We start from the raw sequence: 18,555 nt of genomic DNA on the forward strand, positions 1-18,555 counted from the left end.
GTCGTGACGATCCTGAACTTGCGCGCGCCGGGTCTCACGCTGATGAAGATGCCCATGTTCGTCTGGACGTGGCTCATCACCGCCTACCTGCTGATCGCCGTGATGCCGGTTCTGGCCGGCGCGATCACCATGCTGCTGTTCGATCGCCACTTCGGCACGTCGTTTTTCAACGCAGCGGGCGGCGGCGATCCGGTGATGTACCAGCATATCTTCTGGTTCTTCGGCCACCCCGAGGTGTACATCATGATCTTGCCGGCGTTCGGGATCGTGTCGCAGGTGATCCCGGCGTTCGCGCGCAAGCCGCTGTTCGGCTATAGCTCGATGGTGTACGCCACGTCGTCGATCGCCATTCTGTCGTTCATGGTCTGGGCGCACCACATGTTCGCGACCGGCATGCCGGTGACCGGCCAGCTGTTCTTCATGTACGCGACCATGCTGATCGCCGTGCCGACGGGCGTGAAGGTGTTCAACTGGGTCGCCACGATGTGGCGCGGCTCGCTGACCTTCGAAACTCCGATGCTTTTCGCGGTGGGCTTCCTGTTCGTGTTCACGTTCGGCGGTCTCACGGGCCTGATGCTCGCCATGGCGCCGCTCGACATCCAGTATCACGGCACCTACTTTGTGGTGGCGCACTTCCACTACGTGCTGGTGGCGGGCTCGCTGTTCGGGCTCTTCTCCGGCTGGTACTACTGGTCGCCGAAGTGGACCGGCTGGATGTACAACGAGACGCGCGGCAAGATCCACTTCTGGGCGTCGATGATCTTCTTCAACCTCGCGTTCCTGCCGATGCACTTCGTGGGTCTCGCCGGTATGCCGCGTCGTTACGCAGACTACCCGGCGCAGTTCACCGACTGGAACCAGGTCATTACGATCGGCGCGTTCGGCTTCGGTCTCGCGCAGGTGTACTTCCTGTTTGCGGTCGCGTTGCCGGCGTATCGCGGCGGCGGCGAGCTCGAAAAGGCCGGCGACAAGCCGTGGGACGGCGCGACGGGCCTCGAATGGACCGTGCCGAGCCCGGCTCCGTTCCATACCTTCGAGCATCCGCCGACAGTCGAGTAAGCGAAATGTCGAAGCAGGGTTCCCGGCTCAGGCGCAAGCCGCACCGGGAACTCCGCGAAGCCCGCGGCAGTCGAGCGGCGTCTCTATCAGTGACGTACCAAGAAAGTCAGCATGACCCGGAATCCACACCAAAGACGCACGCCTGAGGAAATCCGCGCAGGCAACGTTCGGCTCGGTTTGATCATGTTTGCGATTGCCGCGGCGTTTTTTGTCGGGATCTTCGTCAAGCGGAGCTTTTTTTCCTGATTGACGGCCGGGTGGCTTTGGCGCCTGGCCTTGTGCTGGTTTGATGGCTTGTTGAGGAAGTTCGATGTCGACGCAACCGCCGGCCGAGACCGACCGCTCGTTTAACCGGTCCATGCTGATCAAGCTCGTCGTCGTCGCGTTTCTGATGTTCGGCTTCGGGTTCGCGCTGGTGCCGATGTATCGCGCAATCTGTCAGATTACCGGCATCAACAATCTCGTGCAGCGCGATACGACGGCGCGGGAAGCGAAGAACACGCAGGTGGATATGAGCCGCACGATTTCGGTCGAGTTCGATGCGAACGCGCGCGGGCCGTTGGGTTTCAAGCCGGAACAGCACAGCCTCGACGTGCATCCCGGTCAGGTGATGACGGTGATGTACACGGTCAGCAACGAACAGGCGCGCACGATTCACGCGCAGGCCATTCCGAGCTACGCGCCGAAGCAGGCCACCGGGTACTTCAAGAAGATCGAGTGTTTTTGCTTTACGCAGCAGACGCTGGCTGCGAACGAGACGAAGCGGTTGCCGGTGGTGTTCGTCGTCGATCCGAAGCTGCCCAAGGACGTGAAGACGATCACGCTGTCCTACACGTTCTTCGAATTGAACACGCCGGCACCGGTCTCGAGCGGGGCGGCAGGGCAGGCAGACAAGGTCGCGGCAACGCAGGCCGATCCCGCCTGATGGCACGCATCAACGGCGAGGACGATGACGGTAATGAGCAACAACAGGGGTGGGGACGGCGTCCGGAAGAGCAGCTTCGGCCAGTCCATGAAGGCGGTGTTGTGGGCGTTTTTTGGTGTGCGCAAGCGGCGCGATCTGGAAGCGGACGCGACTTCGCTCAACCCGCTGCACGTGCTGGCCGCGGCGCTGATTGGTGCGGCCATCTTCATCGCCATACTGATTCTCGTCGTGCGCGCGGTGGTGGGGTGACGTGGCCGGCATGAACCGGCAGCGTAGGACCCGAAGTGGTCCGAAAGAATTCAGAGGGGAGCAGTGCGCTATCCACGTGCTGCGCAAGAGACAGCCGGCCTAAACCGGATCAAGCGGAATAACTGGACTGAAGTGGAGAATCAAGAATGAGCGGTCAAAACGAGAGCCCGTACTATTTCGTACCGCATCCGTCGCGGCATCCCATCAGTGCGGCCGTTGGGCTGCTGGTCATGCTGTCCTCGCTGGCGGCGTGGATCAATGGGGAGAGCTGGGCGCCCATCACGGTGTTCGCGGGTCTGCTGTGGCTGCTCTTTACCTTATGGCACTGGTTCGGCGACGCCATCGCGGAGTCCGAAGGCGGCATGTACGGCAAGAATGTCGACAAGTCGTACCGCTGGAGCATGAGCTGGTTCATCTTCTCGGAAGTGATGTTCTTTGGTGCATTTTTCGGTGCGCTGTTCTATGCGCGTGAAATTGCCATGCATCAGCTGGGCAGCCTCGACTACAAGCTGATCTGGCCGGATTTCACCGCGGTGTGGCCCAATATCGGCCCGGCAACCCTGGTGTCGCACTTCAAGTCCATGCAGCCGTGGCCGGTGCCGACCATCAATACCGCGCTGCTGCTGTCGTCGGGCGCGACGCTGACCGTCGCCCACCATGCGCTGCGCGAAAACCATCGCAACAAGACCATCATCTGGCTGGGCGCGACCATCGTGCTGGGCCTGTGCTTCCTGTTCCTGCAGGGCTTCGAGTATTACCACGCGTACAACGAGCTGAACCTGACGCTGGCTTCGGGCGTGTATGGCTCGACCTTCTTCCTGCTGACCGGATTCCACGGTTTCCACGTGTTCCTCGGCGGCACGATGCTGACGGTAGTGCTGGTGCGGGTGATTCGCGGACACTTCACGGCCGACCACCACTTCGCCTTCGAAGGCGCGGCCTGGTACTGGCACTTTGTGGACGTGGTGTGGCTCGGGCTGTACGTGGTCGTCTACTGGCTGTAACGCTGTTTGGCCTGCACGCCGCACACCGCGTACTTCGCGGAACCCGTTACCGGTCGGCGCAGGCAATTGCCCGCTTCGCTGCAAGCAGTGGAGCCCACGAGTAAGATGCAGGCTTGATGCAGCGCCGCCCTCGACCCTGTCAGGGCGGCGTTTTGCTTATGAGCTTACGCTGCGCGCCGCCTAGCGACCGTAGGGAATACCGGTCGATTGAATCCAGCCCATCCAGTGTGCAAACAGGATGAACAGGAACAGAGAAATCGACAGGCCGACACGCGTGGCCAACGACCAGACCATGCGTTTCGTCTTACCCTTGTCGTGCATCATGAAGTACAGCGCCGAGGCCATGCTGGCAATGATCAGCGCGAAGGCGATAGGAACGAGAATGTGCATGAAATCCGCTGAAAATCAGGAGCGCGAGGGCAATGTGGCTATTATCGCACCGTGCGTTTCGAGGCGGGTTTCGCCGCGCGTTGCGGCGGAGCGGCTCCAATGAAGATCCGCTGGTTGCCCGCGCTGCTGATCCTGATCGTCGTCGCGGTGACGGTGCGGCTCGGCTTCTGGCAACGCGATCGCGCGCATCAGAAGGAGGCGCTGCAGGCGCGTATCACGCAGTTCGAAAACGCGCCGCCGCAGCCCGTCGGCGCGGCCCCGCTGGCGCTGCAGGACATCGAGTTTCATCGCGTCAGCGCGCGCGGCTCGTTTGTGCCGGACAAGGTGGTGTACCTGGATAATCGGCCCTATAACGACCAGCCGGGTTTTTATGTCGTGATGCCCTTTAAACTTGCGGACGGCGGCTACGTGCTGGTCAATCGCGGCTGGTTGCCGCGCAATATCGCGGATCGCACTGCCATTGCGCCGTACGTCACGCCGCCGGGGCAGATCGAAATCGAAGGTATTGCGCGCGCAGATGCAACGCGTGCGTTCGAGTTGGGGCAGGGCGGCTCGGCGGCGCATCAACTGATTCGCCAGAATCTGGATGTGACCACCTATGCCGAGGAAACCGGCTTGCCGCTGCAGCCATTCGTGATCCAGCAGTTGAGCGACGACGGCGACAAACTGGTGCGCGACTGGCCGGTGCCGATCACCGACGTCGATCGCAACTACGGCTACATGTTCCAGTGGTGGGGCATGGCGGTCGCGGCGGTCGGCTTCGGTTTGTACGCGGCGCGCCGTGCCGCGAAAAAAGAGCACGCGCCGGGCGTCTAGCGTATTGCACGCGGCGCGGCGGCCTGATCGCCACGCCGCGCCATCCATTGAAAGAGGTCTCGTAGTGTCGACGCAATCTCCCCGTTCGCCGCAGTCCGGCAAACCCGCAGGACCCGCGATCATGGCCGGACAGTCCCCTCGCAAAGGCTCGTGGCAGCGCGGCCGCTGGATGATGCTGCTGATCGCGCTGGTGTGCGCTGCACCGGTCGTCGGCTCGTATTTCACGTACTACGTGATCAAGCCGAGCGGCGGTACGACGAGCTACGGCACACTGATCGAACCGCAGCGGCCGATCCCCGACGCGCTCGTCGTGACGGGCGAAGACGGCAAGCCGGTCAAGCTCGCCGCGCTGCGTGGCCGGTGGCTGCTGGTGTCCGTGGACAGCAGCGCGTGCGACAAGGCCTGCGTGACCAAGCTCTACTTCATGCGCCAGGTGCGCGCGACGCAAGGGCCGGAGCGTGAGCGGGTGGTCGAAGTATGGCTGCGCACCGATCCGTCGAACGTCGCCGGCGTGATCCAGACCGCGTACCCGGACACCCGCAAGCTGATCTCGGACCCCGCCGCGCTCGCCGCGTGGCTGCCCGTGGACGCGGGTACGACGCTCACCGACCACATCTTCGTGGTCGATCCGAACGGCAATCTGATGATGCGTTTCCCGAAAGATCCGAATCCGAGCAAGATCAAGGGTGACATCACCAGGCTGCTGAAATGGTCGAGCATCGGCTGACGTGCGACGTTTTATCGCAGGGCAAGATGTATCGCGTGTCGGGCCGTTTGTAGGACTATGGCCGCCGCGCCTATCGCGAGAAGGTAGAAGAAGATGTTTGTATTGCAACTGGGCCTGATCGGCTTGTGCATTGCGTTGTTGCCGCTGTCCTTTATCTGGGTCAAGGCTGACGACAACAAATTTCGCAAGCTCGTCTGGGTGACCACCTTCCTGACGCTGGACCTGGTGATGTTCGGCGGCTTCACGCGCCTGACCGATTCCGGTCTCGGCTGTCCGGACTGGCCCGGCTGCTATGGGACGTCGTCGCCGTTCATCGCGCACGCGGCCATCGCCGCGGCGCACCAGGCCATGCCCACCGGGCCCGTCAGCATGACCAAGGCGTGGATCGAAATGATCCACCGTTACTTTGCGATGGCGATCGGCGTGCTGATCGTCGCGCAGACCGTGATTGCGTGGACCGCGCGCATCAAGCGGCGGCCGCTGCATGTGTCGCCGTGGTGGCCCACGTCGCTGTTACTGCTGATCCTCGTGCAGGGCGCATTCGGCGCGTGGACGGTGACCCTGAAGCTGCAACCTGTGATCGTCACCACCCATTTGCTGCTGGGTCTTGCGCTGCTCGGCACGCTGGGTTGGCTGGCGGCACGTCAGACGCCGCTGCCCGCGTACGAACCCGAGGCCGCGCCGTGGCGCGCGGCGGCGCTCGTCGGACTTGCGCTGCTGATCGTGCAGATCGCGCTGGGCGGCTGGGTCAGCACCAATTACGCGGTGCTCGCCTGCACCGACTTCCCGACCTGCAACGGCCAATGGGTTCCGCCGATGGATTTCACTCACGGCTTCCACCTCTGGCGCGCACTCGGCATGACCGGCGACGGTGAAATGATCACTCAGGACGCACTGGTGGCCATCCACTGGACGCATCGGACCTTCGCGATTCTCGTCATCGCCTATCTGCTCTGGTTTGCACTGAAAGTGCGCCGCTTCGAATCACTGCGGCGGCCCGCCAACGGTGTATTGCTGGTGGTGTTGATCCAGTTCATCACCGGCTTGTCGAACATCGTCCTACAATGGCCCTTGCCCATTGCAGTCGCCCATAACGGTGGCGCCGCGATCCTGCTGCTCCTGCTCGTTATGCTAAACTTTCGAATTGCTTATAGCCGTACCGGCCGCGCCGCGTTGCCTGCGCGTGATGCTGCTCCGGCTTGACCCTCATGGACAGCACAACTCTTTCCCAGACCCCGGGTAGCCGGATCTCACAGTACATCGCGCTGACCAAGCCGCGCGTCACGCAGCTTGCCGTATTCTGCGCGGTCATCGGTATGTTCCTCTCCACGCCCGGCATGGTGCCGTGGACCGTGTTGATCGGCGGCACCGTGGGCATCTGGCTGCTGGCCGGCGCGGCGTTTGCCATCAATTGCCTCGTCGAACAGAAAATCGACGCGAAAATGCGCCGCACTTCATGGCGGCCGTCTGCGCGCGGCGAAATCACCACCACCCAAATCCTGCTGTTTTCCGCCGTGCTCGGCGGGCTTGGCGCGTGGACACTCTGCACGTTCGCCAACGCGCTGACCATGTGGTTGACGCTCGCCACTTTCGTCGGTTACGCGGTGATCTACACGCTGTTGCTCAAGCCCGCCACCCCGCAAAACATCGTGATCGGCGGGGCGTCGGGTGCGATGCCGCCGGCGCTCGGCTGGGCCGCGGTCACCGGTCACGTGCCGGGTGATGCGTGGATTCTCGTGCTGATCATCTTCGTGTGGACGCCGCCGCATTTCTGGGCACTCGCACTCTACCGCCGCAAAGACTACGAAAACGCCGGCTTGCCGATGCTGCCCAACACGCACGGTGAGCAATACACGCGGCTGCACATCTTCCTGTACACGGTGATCCTGTTTGCGGTCACGCTGATGCCGTTCATCTCCGGGATGAGCGGTGTCGTGTATCTGATAGCGGCGGTGCTGCTCGGCGCGGTGTTCCTCGCTTATGCGTGGAAGATCTACCGCGAATACTCCGACACGCTGGCGCACGCCACTTTCCGTTACTCGATCATTTATCTGTCGCTGCTGTTCGCTGCGCTATTGATCGATCACTATGCACGTGTCCTGATCGGCGCGTAACACCATGCTCACACACCGGCTCACGCGCGCGGCGCGCGTTGCCTTGATGGCTTGCGCGCTCGTCGGCGCCGCGCTGATGTCAGGCTGCGGCAAACCTGCGCCGTCGTTCCAGAACCTCGACATCACCGGCAATACCCAGTTCGGCACGGACTTCTCATTGCCCGACACCAGCGGTAAGACGCGTACGCTCGCGGACTACAAGGGCAAGGTCGTGGTGCTGTTCTTCGGCTACACGCATTGCCCGGATGTTTGTCCTACCACCATGGCCGAGCTATCGCAGGCCCTGCAAGAACTCGGGCCCGAGGACGCGAAGCGCGTTCAGGTGCTGTTCGTCACGGTAGATCCCGAACGCGACACGGCCGCCCTGATGGCGCAGTATGTGCCGGCCTTCAATCCTTCGTTTGTCGGCTTGCGCCCCGCGGATCAGGCGCAACTCACCAAGGTCACGAAAGACTTCCGCGTGTACTACGCCAAGGTGCCGGGCAAGACGCCCGACAGCTACACGATGGACCATACGGCCGCCAGCTACGTCTTCGACCCGGACGGCAAACTGCGTCTCTTCGCCCGCGACGGACAAGGCGCCGCGCCGTGGGAGCACGACATCAAGCTGCTGCTCGAATGAGTTTTGCCGTGCGCGCGCATTGATGCGGGGCGACGCGAAGCCTGCATACCCATATGAGATCGCGGTATTTCACTTCTCAACCTCGGTGTGAGAGCATTCGCGCTCCCGTTGGCGGCGCGCCCGCCGCGTCGCCAGCCTTCACACGAATCTGACATCGAGCAGAATTAGCGAGAATCACATGCAGCGCAGAAACATCCTCAAAGCCCTCTCCGCAGTGGTTGCGGCCGCCGCCCTCGTGAGCAGCTTCGGCGCGCACGCCGACGACAAGGTCATCAAGGTCGGCACCGTGGCCGGTCCCGACGCGCAAGTCTGGGCAGTCGTGCAGAAAGTCGCGCAACGCGAAGGCCTGAATATCAAGGTCATTGAATTCAACGACTACGTTCAACCGAACGCCGCGCTCGATTCGGGCGATCTGGATGCCAACAGTTTCCAGCACCAGCCGTACCTCGATAGCCAGATCAAGCAGCGTGGCTACAAGATCGTCGGCGTGGGTCTGACCTACATTTCGCCGCTCGGCATCTATTCTAAAAAGCTGAAGTCGTTGAAGGATCTGCCACAGGGCGCGAAGGTCGCGGTGCCGAACGATCCGTCGAACGAAAACCGCGCGCTGTTGCTGCTGCAGTCGCAAGGCGTCATCAAGCTGAAGGCGGGCGCGGGTTCGAACGGCAACAACGCGACGCCGCTCGACGTGGCCGGGAATCCGAAGAAGGTGAAACTGGTTGAGCTGGATGCCGCGCAATTGCCGCGCTCGCTGTCCGACGTCGACGCCGCTGCGATCAACACGAACTATGCGCTCGCCGGCGGCCTGCAGCCGACCACGGACGCGATCGCGCTGGAAGACGTTCACAGTCCGTACGCGAACCTGATCGCCGTGCGCACGCAGGACAAGGACAAGCCATGGGTGAAGAAGCTGGTGGCGGCGTACCAGTCGGAAGAAGTGCGTCAGTTCATCAAGACGCAGTTCAAGGGTTCGATGGTGCCGTCGTTCTAAAGCACTGAGCTACGGTCCGCCGCCGCGTGGCGCACCTCGCAGCCGGCGCGCGCAGGCTGAAAAACAAAAGCGCCATGGGAAACCATGGCGCTTTTTTATTGCACGGTGACGCGGCAACGACCAGCCTAGCTGTTATACGGCGCGCGCCATCGGGCGGCTCACAGATCGCGCTCCCAGAGTTCGACTGTCAGGTCGTGCCCGAAACGCCGCTCGGGCGCGGCGGCTGCGCAGACAAAACCGGCCCGTTCGCAGAGCCGTCGCGCGTCGTCGAGCGCGCTCGCAATCGAAAGCGTCAGCTTTGTGTACCCCACGCGCCTGGCAAAGCGCACGCACTCTTCGACCAGTTGCGTGCCGATGCCGAGCCTGCGCATGTCCGGTTCGATATAGAGCAGCCGGATCCGCGCGACTGTCGTCGATACGCCGGCCAGTAGCGCCGAACCGACGATCGCGCTGTCCTGTTCGGCAATCCAGCAGGTCTCGCGCAACGGATCGTGATGCTGCGTAAAGTCTGCGATGACGCGCGCGAGCACGCCTTCGAAGCTCTGATCCCAGTCGTGCTCGCTCGCGAACAGCATCGCCTGACGGTGCACGAGCCAGCCATATTCGCCGATTCGCGGCGCCCGCAAGGTAATGATGCCGCGCCGCGGGCGGTCATCGAGCAGCCGCTCGACCAGCCGCATCGCACCAATCAGCTGCTCCTGTGAACCGGACGTGAGCCGTTCGAGCACCGACATCACATCCTTGATGGCCGCGGTGTCGAGTGGTTCGTAGGCGGCGTGCCCCTGATCCGTGAGCGCGATCAGCGATTGACGCGCGTCGCTCTCGGACGGGCGCCGCGTGATCAGGTTGCGGCGTTCGAAGCTGGTCAACAGGCGGCTCAGATAGCCGCTATCCAGGCCGAGATTGCGCGCCAGCATGGCGGCAGTCTGCGCGCGCCCGCGTGTGAGCTCATGCAACACGCGAACCTCGGTCAGCGAGAACGAGCTCTTTTGCAGACGCTCGTGCAACGCACCGATGTGCTGGGTATAGAAGCGGTTGAAGTGGCGGACGGCCTCAGCGCGCCTCAGCGCTGTGGGATCAGTCAACGTACGGCTCCCCGGAAATTATTGTGGAATTTACTTAACAAGTTGTCGGACGTCATCCTATATAAAAACCGCAAAACCTGGGTGAAACCATGCTGACAGAGTATTGGTATTACAAAGGTATCGACGAAAAGTCGATTTATCCGTGCGGTAGCGAACCAGTATCCAGCCACGCGACATGAAACGGATACGGATACGGGTAAATCCCGATGACCGAAAACCCCTTCGAAACGCCTGAAAAGTGCTCTCAACGTCTTGTTTTGTAAGGATTTAAGCTCGTCCTGCCCGGTATGGGACCACCTGATTGACTGGTATTATTGTGGTTATATAATGGGCTCTCATTTCGTAGCCCGCGCTCTGCTTTTCGAACCCTTCTGAGCCATGGAAACACGTTGGTCCGCTCTGATGCCTGACGCTCGCAACGTCACGCCGCTTTACCTGCAACTCGCCCGCAATCTGGCCACGGCCATTCACTGTGGCGTGTGGTCGGCGGGCGAAGCGTTGCCGTCGGAGCGCACACTTTCCGATGCGATCGGGGTGTCGCGCATCACGGCGCGCAAGGCAATCGAGTTACTGGTCGAACAAGGCTTGATCCGGCGCGCGCGCGGAGCGGGGAGCTTCATTACGCCGCGGGTCGAAGATCCGTTGTCGCGCCTGACCGGCTTCACGAAGAAGATGCAGCAACGCGGTTTTCGTCCCGATTCGGTCTGGCTGGAGCGCGGCATTCGTGCTGCCAACCGCGACGAGCTGGTGCACCTCGGTCTGTCACCCGGTGCGGCCGTGACGAGCTTGCGGCGGTTGCGGCGCGCGGACGGCATCGTGATGGCGGTTGAACATTCGGCGCTGCCGGCTTCGATCGTGCCGGACCCGCAGGCGATCGGCGTGTCGTTGTACAGCTATCTGGAGCAGCGCGGCATGGCGGTGGTGCGCGCGCTGCAGCATTTCAGGGCGGTCAACGCGACAAGCGAGATTGCCGGGTTGATGGACCTCGAGCCGCGCTCGGCGCTGCTGGTGATCACGCGTATCGGCTATAGCGCCGACCAGCGCGCGATCGAATTGACGGACACCTACTGCCGGAACGATTACTACGACTTTGTCGCCGAGTTGCGCCAGTAACCGCGCCAGTCACGGCGCCGCGCGAAACCGTGACGTATCGCACTACGTATCATCAGAGAGACTCATGCTGACCGGAAACATACTCACCACCGATGGGTGGATTGACGGCACGCTCGAATTCGAAAACGGCCGCATCACGACGCTCACAGGCGAGCGCGTCGATCCGTCGACCAACGACGCCCCGTATATCCTGCCGGGCTTCATCGATCTGCACGTGCACGGTGGCGGCGGCGCCGACGTGATGGAAGGCGGCAACGCGATCGAAACCATCACACGAACGCATGCGCGCTACGGCACCACGAGCCTGCTCGCCACGACCATGACCGCTCCGCGCGACGAGCTGATGAGCGTGGTCGCCAATCTCGGCGACGTCGCCCGGGTGCGCACGCCAGGCGGATCGCGCGTGCTGGGCGTTCACCTGGAAGGTCCGTACATCAATCCGGGCAAGCTGGGCGCGCAACCTGACGCAGCCGTGTCGGCCGTGCTCGAGGAAGTGCAGAAGTACCTGTCGATTGCGCCGATCCGGGTCGTCACGATTGCGCCGGAAATCTCCGGCCATATGGACATCATCTCGGAGATCGCAGCGCGCGGTGTGCGCGTGCAGCTCGGCCATTCGCTCGGCACCTACGACGACGCGGTCGCCGCGCTCAAGCACGGCGCCTGCGGCTTCACGCATCTGTTCAACGCCATGTCGCCGTTGCATCACCGCAATCCCGGCATGGTCGGCGCGGCGCTCGCTCACGCTGAATTCGCGGAGATCATCCCCGACCTGCTGCACGTGCATCCGGGGGCGATCCGCGCGGCGATGCGGGCGATTCCGCGCGTGTATGTGGTGACCGACAGCACCTCGGCCACCGGCATGCCGGACGGCGAATATCGCCTCGGCAGCCAGCATGTGACGAAGTGTCTGGGCGGCGTGCGTCTTGCCGACGGCACGCTCGCCGGCAGCACGCTGACCATGGATCAGGCGCTGCGCAATCTCGTTTCGCTCGGCCTGCCTATGGCCGACGTATCCAATCGTCTGTCGCGCTACGCCGCCGACTATCTCGGCATCGAAGATCGCGGTCGCATCGCGCGTGGCGCGTGGGCCGACGTGGTCGTGTTCGATCGTGACCTGGCGTTGACCGCGACCTACGTCGAAGGAGAATCAATTGTCGAATATGCTTAATGAGGCGCTGGCGTCCGCGGAAGTGGTCGCCACGCAGCTCGCGGATACGTCACGCGTTCAGGCGCTGGCGCAAAAGCTCGCAGAACAGCCGCGCCATGTCGCGCTAACGGTCGCACGCGGGAGTTCGGACCATGCAGCGAGTTATTTCGCCAGCCTGACGATGAGCCGCATCGGCGTGCCGGTCGCGTCGCTGCCGATGTCCGTCGCCACGCTGCAGCAAGCTCCGTTGAAGGTGCGCGATCAGCTCGCGCTGGCATTCTCGCAGTCCGGCAAGAGCCCGGATCTGGTGGGCACGATGAGCGCATTGCGCGAGGCGGGCGCCTTGACGGTCGCGGCGGTGAACGCGCCGGAGTCGCCGCTCGCCGACGCGTGCGAATGGCATCTGCCGCTCGTCGCCGGTCCTGAACTGAGCGTGGCTGCGACCAAGAGCTATATCGCGATGCTGTCCGTGTCCGCGCAACTCGTCGCGCACTGGCAGCGCGATGACACCTTGCTCGCCGCGCTGAGCAGTCTCCCCGAGAACCTGCAGAGCGCGGGCAAGCTCGACTGGTCGAGGGCGGTCGAGGAATTGCGCGGCGTCGAACGCATGATCGTGATCGGCCGCGGTCTGGGTCTCGCGATTGCGCAGGAAGCCGCGCTCAAGCTCAAGGAAACCTCGGGCATTCAGGCCGAAGCATTTTCGAGCGCGGAAGTGCGCCACGGTCCGATGGAACTGATCGATCGCGATTACCCGCTGCTCGTTTTCGCACCGCGTGGTCCCGAACAGGCCGGCCTCCTGCAACTGGCCCGCGACATGCAGGCGCGCGGCGCACGTGTGCTGCTCGCCGCCCCGGACGACGTGTCCGAAGCCACCTTGCCGCTCGCAACGACGGCTCACGCGGCGCTCGATCCGATCGCCGCCATTCTTTCCTTTTATGTGATGGCTGCCGGTCTAGCTGCCGCACGCGGACGCAACCCTGATGCGCCGCGCCATCTGAATAAAGTCACAGAAACTCACTGATCGAGAAAGCAGATGCGACGTGTCGAGGAGTCCCGTTTGATGAGCCATTCCCAAGGCCATATTGTTTTGCTCGCGCCCATGACCGGTCCGGTCGTGCCGCTGGCGAACGTGCCCGACCCTGTGTTTTCGGGCGGCATGTTCGGCGACGGCATCGGCGTGGATCCGCTGGTCGGCAAACTCGTCGCGCCGTGCGACGGCGTGGTCACGCACCTGGCGCGTACCGGTCATGCCTTGACGCTCGCGACGGCTGAAGGCGCGGAGATTTTGCTGCACATCGGCATCGACACGGTCGAATTGAACGGCAAAGGTTTTGCGCCGAACGTCGTACAAGGTGCTCACGTTCGCACGGGCGAACTGCTGATCGAATTCGATCAGGATCAGGTGGCCTGCAATGCGCCGAGCCTGGTGTCGGTGATCGCAATTGCCAATTCGGATGCGTTCGAAATTGTCGAACGCGCTGAAAGCGGCATGCTGAAGGCGGGCGAAACGCCGCTGCTGGTGCTGCGTGCACGAGCGGGTGCGGCGGCTGAAGCATCGCGTCAGGCCACCAACGTAACGGAAGAAGCGCGTCAACTGGTCAAGCTCGTGCACGCGGGCGGTCTGCATGCGCGGCCGGCGGCGCGGGCGCGTGAAGCGGCGCGCGGCATCGATGCGCGCGTCGAAGTGCGCTACGAAGGACGCAAGGCGCCGATCGAAAGCGTGGTCGGTCTGCTCGGCCTCGGTGCGGGCGAAGGTGCGACGGTCGAGATTCTCGGCGTCGGCGCGCAAGCCGCGGCCGCGGTCGATGCCGTTGCACGCGAGCTGTTGCGCGAGGCGCATGGTGAAGTCGAAGAGAAGCCGGCGCGGCAAATTTCGCCCGCGCCGCAGCCGGTTGCGGCGGCCAGCGCTGCGGCGCCCGCGCCGAATACGCTCGCGGGTGTGTGCGCGGCGCCAGGCGTCGCGGTCGGCAAGCTGGTGCGCTGGGACGACGCGGATCTCGATCCGCCGGAACAGGCGAGCGGCACGTCGGCAGCGGAAAGCCGTCTGCTCGACAAGGCATTGGCCGGCGTCGACGCCGAACTCAATACCACGGTGCGCGAAGCATCGCAACGCGGCGCAGTGGGTGAGGCCGGCATTTTCGCGGTTCACCGCGTGCTGCTCGAAGATCCCACGCTGCTCGACGCGGCGCGCGATCTGATCAGCCTCGGCAAAAGCGCGGGCTTTGCATGGCGTGAAGCGATTCGCGCGCAGATCGCCGTGCTGATGAAGATTGAAGACGCGCTGCTGGCCGAACGTGCCGCGGATCTGCGCGACATCGAAAAGCGCGTGCTGCGCGCGCTCGGTTATGCGAATGCCGCGGCTCGCTCGCTGCCGGACGAAGCGGTGCTGGTTGCGGAAGAGTTCACGCCGTCGGATCTGTCGTCGCTGGATCGTTCGCGCGTCACCGCGCTCGTGATGGCGCGTGGCGGCGCGACTTCGCATGCGGCGATTCTGGCGCGTCAGGGCGGTATTCCGGCGCTGGTCGCGGTCGGCGATGCGCTGCATGCGATTCCCGAAGGCACGCAAGTGGTGGTCGATGCGACGGCTGGTCGAATCGAATTTGCGCCGTCCCCACTCGACGTCGAGCGCGCGCGCCACGAACGCTCGCGTCTTGCCGATGTGCGCGAAGCGAACCGCCGCACCTCGCAGCAGGCGGCGGCGACCGCGGATGGCCGTGCCATCGAGGTGGCCGCGAACATCGCCACGCTCGACGACGCGAAGACCGCGGTCGAAAACGGCGCGGACTCGGTGGGCCTGCTGCGTACCGAACTGCTGTTCATCCACCGCGCTGCGGCGCCGACGACTGACGAGCATCGTCAGAGCTACCAGTCCATCGTCGATGCACTGAGCGGCCGTACCGCGATCATCCGTACGCTGGATGTGGGCGCGGACAAGGAAGTCGATTATCTGACGCTGCCGCCCGAACCGAACCCGGCGCTCGGTCTGCGCGGCATCCGGTTGGCCCAGGTGCACCCGGATCTGCTCGACGATCAGTTGCGCGGCCTGCTGGCGGTACAGCCGCTGGGTGCCGTGCGCATCCTGTTGCCGATGGTCACGGATGTGGGCGAACTCATCCAGTTGCGCAAACGCATCGACGCCTTCGCGCGCGAGCTCGGCCGTACCGATCCGATTGAAGTCGGCGTGATGATCGAGGTGCCGTCGGCGGCGCTGCTGGCCGATCAACTGTCGCAACACGCGGACTTCCTGTCGATCGGCACCAATGATCTGACGCAATACACACTCGCGATGGACCGCTGCCAGCCCGATCTGGCCGCGCAGGCCGATGGCCTGCATCCGGCCGTGCTGCGTCTCGTCGCCGCCACCGTGCAGGGCGCCGACAAGCACGGCAAATGGGTGGGCGTGTGCGGCGCGCTGGCGGGTGATCCGCTGGCTGTGCCGCTGCTCGTCGGCCTTGGCGTGACGGAATTGTCGGTGGATCCGGTCTCGGTGCCGGGCATCAAGGCGCGAGTGCGCAACCTCGATTATCAGTTGTGCCGCCAACGTGCCCAGGATGCCCTGGCGCTGGAATCGGCACAGGCGGTAAGAGCAGTAAGCCGCGAAACCTGGCCGCTGGACTAAGCCTCACAAGGTCCACGGCGCAATTCGCTCAATTAGCACGTATAGCAACAACTCAACGACGATTAACAAGAGACAAGGACTGGAGGTATCAATGGATGGAAATCCGTTTCTGAAGATTCAGCGCCTGGGCCGCGCGCTGATGCTGCCGATTGCAGTGCTGCCGGTTGCCGGCTTGCTGCTGCGCCTCGGCCAGCCTGATGTGTTCAACATCAAGATGATCGCCGACGCGGGCGGCGCGATTTTCGACAACTTGCCGCTGCTGTTTGCCATCGGCGTGGCGGTCGGTTTCGCGAAGGACAACAACGGCGTGGCGGCGCTGGCGGGCGCGATCGGTTATCTGGTCGAAATCGCGGTGATGAAGGACATCAACGACAAGCTCAATATGGGCGTGCTGTCGGGGATCGTGGCCGGTATCGTGGCCGGGCTGCTGTACAACCGGTACAAGGACATCAAGCTGCCCGAGTACCTGGCGTTCTTTGGAGGAAAACGCTTCGTGCCGATTGTCACGGGCGTCACCTGTCTGGCGATAGGCATCGTACTCGGCTATGTATGGCAGCCGGTCCAGGCGGCGATCGACATGGCCGGTCACTGGCTCACCACCGCAGGCGCAATTGGCGCGTTCGTGTTCGGCGTGCTGAACCGGCTGCTGCTGGTCACGGGTCTGCATCACATCCTGAACTCGCTGACGTGGTTCGTGTTCGGCACCTTCACGCCGCCGGGTGGCGCGGCCGTGACGGGCGACCTGCACCGCTTCTTCGCAGGCGATCCGACTGCCGGAACGTTCATGACGGGCTTCTTCCCGGTGATGATGTTCGGCCTGCCGGCAGCTTGCCTCGCGATGTTCCATGAAGCGCCGAAGGAACGCCGCGCGATGGTCGGCGGCCTGCTGTTCTCGATGGCGCTCACCTCGTTCCTGACGGGCGTGACCGAGCCGATCGAATTCAGCTTCATGTTCCTCGCACCGGTGCTGTATGTGATCCACGCGTTGCTGACGGGGCTTGCGCTCGCGGTCTGCTCGGCGTTGGGGATTCATCTCGGCTTCACGTTCTCGGCGGGCGCGATCGACTATGTGCTGAACTACGGCCTGTCGACCAAGGGCTGGTGGGCACTGCCGATCGGCGTGATCTATGCGGTGGTCTACTACGGCCTGTTCCGCTTCTTCATCCGCAAGTTCAACATGGCAACGCCGGGCCGCGAACCCGCTGGTGCCGATGAACAGGTCGAGCCGGTCGCGCAGGGTGGTTTCGTGGCGCCGGCGGCGGCCGCAACTGCGCCGCGCGCACAGCGCTATATTGCTGCGTTGGGCGGTGCGGCGAATCTGACGGTCGTGGATGCCTGCACGACACGTCTGCGTCTGTCGGTGGTGGATGCCAGCAAGGTCTCGGAAACGGAACTGAAGACGATCGGCGCGCGCGGCGTGTTGAAGCGCGGCGCGACCAACGTGCAGGTGATCATCGGGCCGGAAGCGGACATCATCGCGGACGAAATCCGTACGACGATCGCTCAAGGCGGCGGTGTTGCAGAAGCGAAGCCGGTTGCGGCTGCTGCGGCATCCACGGCTGCGCCTGCAGCTTCCGCATCGCAAGCGGGGCCGCTCGATCCGGAGCCGACGCGCTGGCTCGCCGTGTTCGGCGGCGCGACGAATATCCTGTCGCTGGATGCAGTGGCGTCGACGCGCCTGCGCGTCGTGGTCAGCGATCCGACCGCGGTGGATCGTCAGCGGCTGGCTGCGCTTGACGTTGCGTGGGTGTCGGTGGATACGTTCCATATCGTCGTGGGTGACGCGGCGCAGCGGTATGCGCAGCAGTTGTCGGCGCGGTTGCCGGCGGCTGGTGCGGCAGGCGGAACTGCGGCGCAAACGGCTTAAGCGTGATGACACGGGAGCGGGCAACCGCTTCCGTGCTCGACCGATCTGGTACGAAAGAAAACGGCGCCTTGAGATGCCGTCGAAGGCCAAAGTGAGATCGGACGGTATATCGAGTTTGATGGCGCCGCGTCCTTTGCGCTGCGAATGAGGAACTTGAAAGCCCGCTTGCATGCGGGCTTTTTTTCGCCCATGCGTTGCCTCTCTGCCGGCAGATGTGGCCGGTTATCTCGATCGATATTGCTGTTCGGCGCGATGACGTCGATGGTAGATTCGTTCAGGTATCTGACGGAATAGTCCAGACTGACATAGTCCATTTAAAGTGAGCAGCGATGTTGAAGCAACGCGAACTCTATGCACCATTCACCGAGCGCGCTGTGGTGCGGCCTGGTGGCGAAGTATTCCTGAGCGGCGACGACGCGCAGCGGTTCGTCGTCGCCTGCGAGAGTGCCGGCCTGGCGATTGCCGGGATCGAGGGGGTCCGTTTTGAGGGTGAAAAGATAAAACCCTATATCGACGTCATTGCGGACTATTTCCCGAGGAAAGTTCAGGAATGGAACACATATCAAGAGCAATGCAATCGGCTTGCCCTTGATTTTCTGCATAACGCGGTCAAGGAAAAGGGCGTGGATACCTGCTTCTGCTTCGAAGTGCTGGAGCCTGCGGGGTACGCCGATTGTTTGAAGCGGATTGCTTTCATCCGTTAGAGGCGAGGTGAAGAACGGCACGAGTGATCGAACCGCAGGGTGCCGAACGTCCCCGGTATTTCGAAGGATCCCGCCAGGTTTCAATACATCGTATGACGATGCTCTTCCAGAGCCGCCGCCGTC

General features: G+C 63.2%; 19 protein-coding genes. 17 read left to right on the forward strand and 2 right to left on the reverse strand.

The features are described from left to right. The 5 genes from VGH41_RS04720 to VGH41_RS04740 all read left to right on the forward strand — a co-directional run. A partial coding sequence (locus VGH41_RS04720; protein ID WP_331596184.1) for a cbb3-type cytochrome c oxidase subunit I occupies positions 1-1,059 on the forward strand: 1,059 nt, incomplete at its 5' end. 111 nt (positions 1,060-1,170) lie between these two features. Continuing rightward, positions 1,171-1,305, forward strand: a complete 135-nt coding sequence (locus tag VGH41_RS04725) for a cytochrome oxidase small assembly protein (protein ID WP_331596185.1) — start codon at positions 1,171-1,173, stop codon at positions 1,303-1,305. 64 nt (positions 1,306-1,369) lie between these two features. Beyond that, positions 1,370-1,984, forward strand: coding sequence for a cytochrome c oxidase assembly protein (locus tag VGH41_RS04730; RefSeq protein ID WP_331596186.1), 615 nt, complete (start codon positions 1,370-1,372; stop codon positions 1,982-1,984). A 33-nt stretch (positions 1,985-2,017) separates the two neighbouring features. Then, entirely contained in the window at positions 2,018-2,233 is a 216-nt protein-coding gene (locus VGH41_RS04735; RefSeq protein WP_331596187.1) for a DUF2970 domain-containing protein, read from the forward strand. Between the two features lie 146 nt (positions 2,234-2,379). Beyond that, positions 2,380-3,237, forward strand: coding sequence for a cytochrome c oxidase subunit 3 (locus VGH41_RS04740; RefSeq protein ID WP_331596188.1), 858 nt, complete (start codon positions 2,380-2,382; stop codon positions 3,235-3,237). A 180-nt stretch (positions 3,238-3,417) separates the two neighbouring features. Here VGH41_RS04740 and VGH41_RS04745 read toward each other — a convergent pair whose 3' ends face one another. Continuing rightward, positions 3,418-3,627, reverse strand: coding sequence for a twin transmembrane helix small protein (locus VGH41_RS04745; protein WP_090684914.1), 210 nt, complete (start codon positions 3,625-3,627; stop codon positions 3,418-3,420). Between the two features lie 99 nt (positions 3,628-3,726). Here VGH41_RS04745 and VGH41_RS04750 point away from each other — a divergent pair, with 99 nt between their 5' ends. From VGH41_RS04750 to VGH41_RS04775, 6 genes are all read left to right on the forward strand, one after another. After that, on the forward strand, positions 3,727-4,443 hold the full coding sequence (locus VGH41_RS04750; RefSeq protein WP_331596189.1) for an SURF1 family protein: 717 nt from the start codon (positions 3,727-3,729) through the stop codon (positions 4,441-4,443). Between the two features lie 64 nt (positions 4,444-4,507). After that, positions 4,508-5,170: an SCO family protein gene (locus tag VGH41_RS04755; RefSeq protein ID WP_414696604.1), complete on the forward strand. Its 663-nt coding sequence runs from the start codon at positions 4,508-4,510 to the stop codon at positions 5,168-5,170. 93 nt (positions 5,171-5,263) lie between these two features. Beyond that, complete coding sequence (locus VGH41_RS04760; RefSeq protein WP_331596191.1) at positions 5,264-6,373, forward strand: COX15/CtaA family protein; 1,110 nt, start codon at positions 5,264-5,266, stop codon at positions 6,371-6,373. A gap of 5 nt (positions 6,374-6,378) precedes the next feature. Further along, positions 6,379-7,284 (forward strand): heme o synthase, encoded by a 906-nt coding sequence (cyoE, locus tag VGH41_RS04765; RefSeq protein WP_331596192.1) that lies wholly within the window; start codon positions 6,379-6,381, stop codon positions 7,282-7,284. 4 nt (positions 7,285-7,288) lie between these two features. Then, positions 7,289-7,906, forward strand: coding sequence for an SCO family protein (locus VGH41_RS04770; RefSeq protein ID WP_331596193.1), 618 nt, complete (start codon positions 7,289-7,291; stop codon positions 7,904-7,906). A 178-nt stretch (positions 7,907-8,084) separates the two neighbouring features. Next, positions 8,085-8,897 (forward strand): MetQ/NlpA family lipoprotein, encoded by an 813-nt coding sequence (locus VGH41_RS04775; protein ID WP_331596194.1) that lies wholly within the window; start codon positions 8,085-8,087, stop codon positions 8,895-8,897. 158 nt (positions 8,898-9,055) lie between these two features. Here the strand turns inward: VGH41_RS04775 and VGH41_RS04780 are convergent, their stop codons facing one another. Beyond that, positions 9,056-9,982: a bifunctional helix-turn-helix transcriptional regulator/GNAT family N-acetyltransferase gene (locus tag VGH41_RS04780; RefSeq protein WP_331596195.1), complete on the reverse strand. Its 927-nt coding sequence runs from the start codon at positions 9,980-9,982 to the stop codon at positions 9,056-9,058. A gap of 378 nt (positions 9,983-10,360) precedes the next feature. On the opposite strand from VGH41_RS04780, the gene VGH41_RS04785 reads away from it, so the two are divergent. The 6 genes from VGH41_RS04785 (at position 10,361) to VGH41_RS04810 (ending at position 18,432) form a co-directional block, all read left to right on the forward strand. Continuing rightward, complete coding sequence (locus VGH41_RS04785) at positions 10,361-11,095, forward strand: GntR family transcriptional regulator (protein ID WP_331596196.1); 735 nt, start codon at positions 10,361-10,363, stop codon at positions 11,093-11,095. 64 nt (positions 11,096-11,159) lie between these two features. Beyond that, positions 11,160-12,263, forward strand: coding sequence for an N-acetylglucosamine-6-phosphate deacetylase (nagA, locus tag VGH41_RS04790; protein ID WP_331596197.1), 1,104 nt, complete (start codon positions 11,160-11,162; stop codon positions 12,261-12,263). Beyond that, positions 12,256-13,263: an SIS domain-containing protein gene (locus VGH41_RS04795; RefSeq protein WP_331596201.1), complete on the forward strand. Its 1,008-nt coding sequence runs from the start codon at positions 12,256-12,258 to the stop codon at positions 13,261-13,263. The genes nagA and VGH41_RS04795 overlap by 8 nt, the downstream gene beginning before the upstream one ends. 39 nt (positions 13,264-13,302) lie before the next feature. After that, positions 13,303-15,861, forward strand: a complete 2,559-nt coding sequence (gene ptsP / locus VGH41_RS04800; protein WP_331596198.1) for a phosphoenolpyruvate--protein phosphotransferase — start codon at positions 13,303-13,305, stop codon at positions 15,859-15,861. Between the two features lie 91 nt (positions 15,862-15,952). Then, positions 15,953-17,728, forward strand: coding sequence for an N-acetylglucosamine-specific PTS transporter subunit IIBC (gene nagE / locus VGH41_RS04805; RefSeq protein WP_331596199.1), 1,776 nt, complete (start codon positions 15,953-15,955; stop codon positions 17,726-17,728). A 329-nt stretch (positions 17,729-18,057) separates the two neighbouring features. Beyond that, the gene (locus VGH41_RS04810; protein WP_331596200.1) at positions 18,058-18,432 is read left to right on the forward strand and encodes a hypothetical protein; all 375 of its coding nucleotides are present in this window, start codon (positions 18,058-18,060) and stop codon (positions 18,430-18,432) included. Positions 18,433-18,555 lie beyond the last annotated feature (123 nt).

Source organism: Paraburkholderia sp. (genome assembly GCF_036488795.1).
GTDB lineage: Bacteria > Pseudomonadota > Gammaproteobacteria > Burkholderiales > Burkholderiaceae > Paraburkholderia.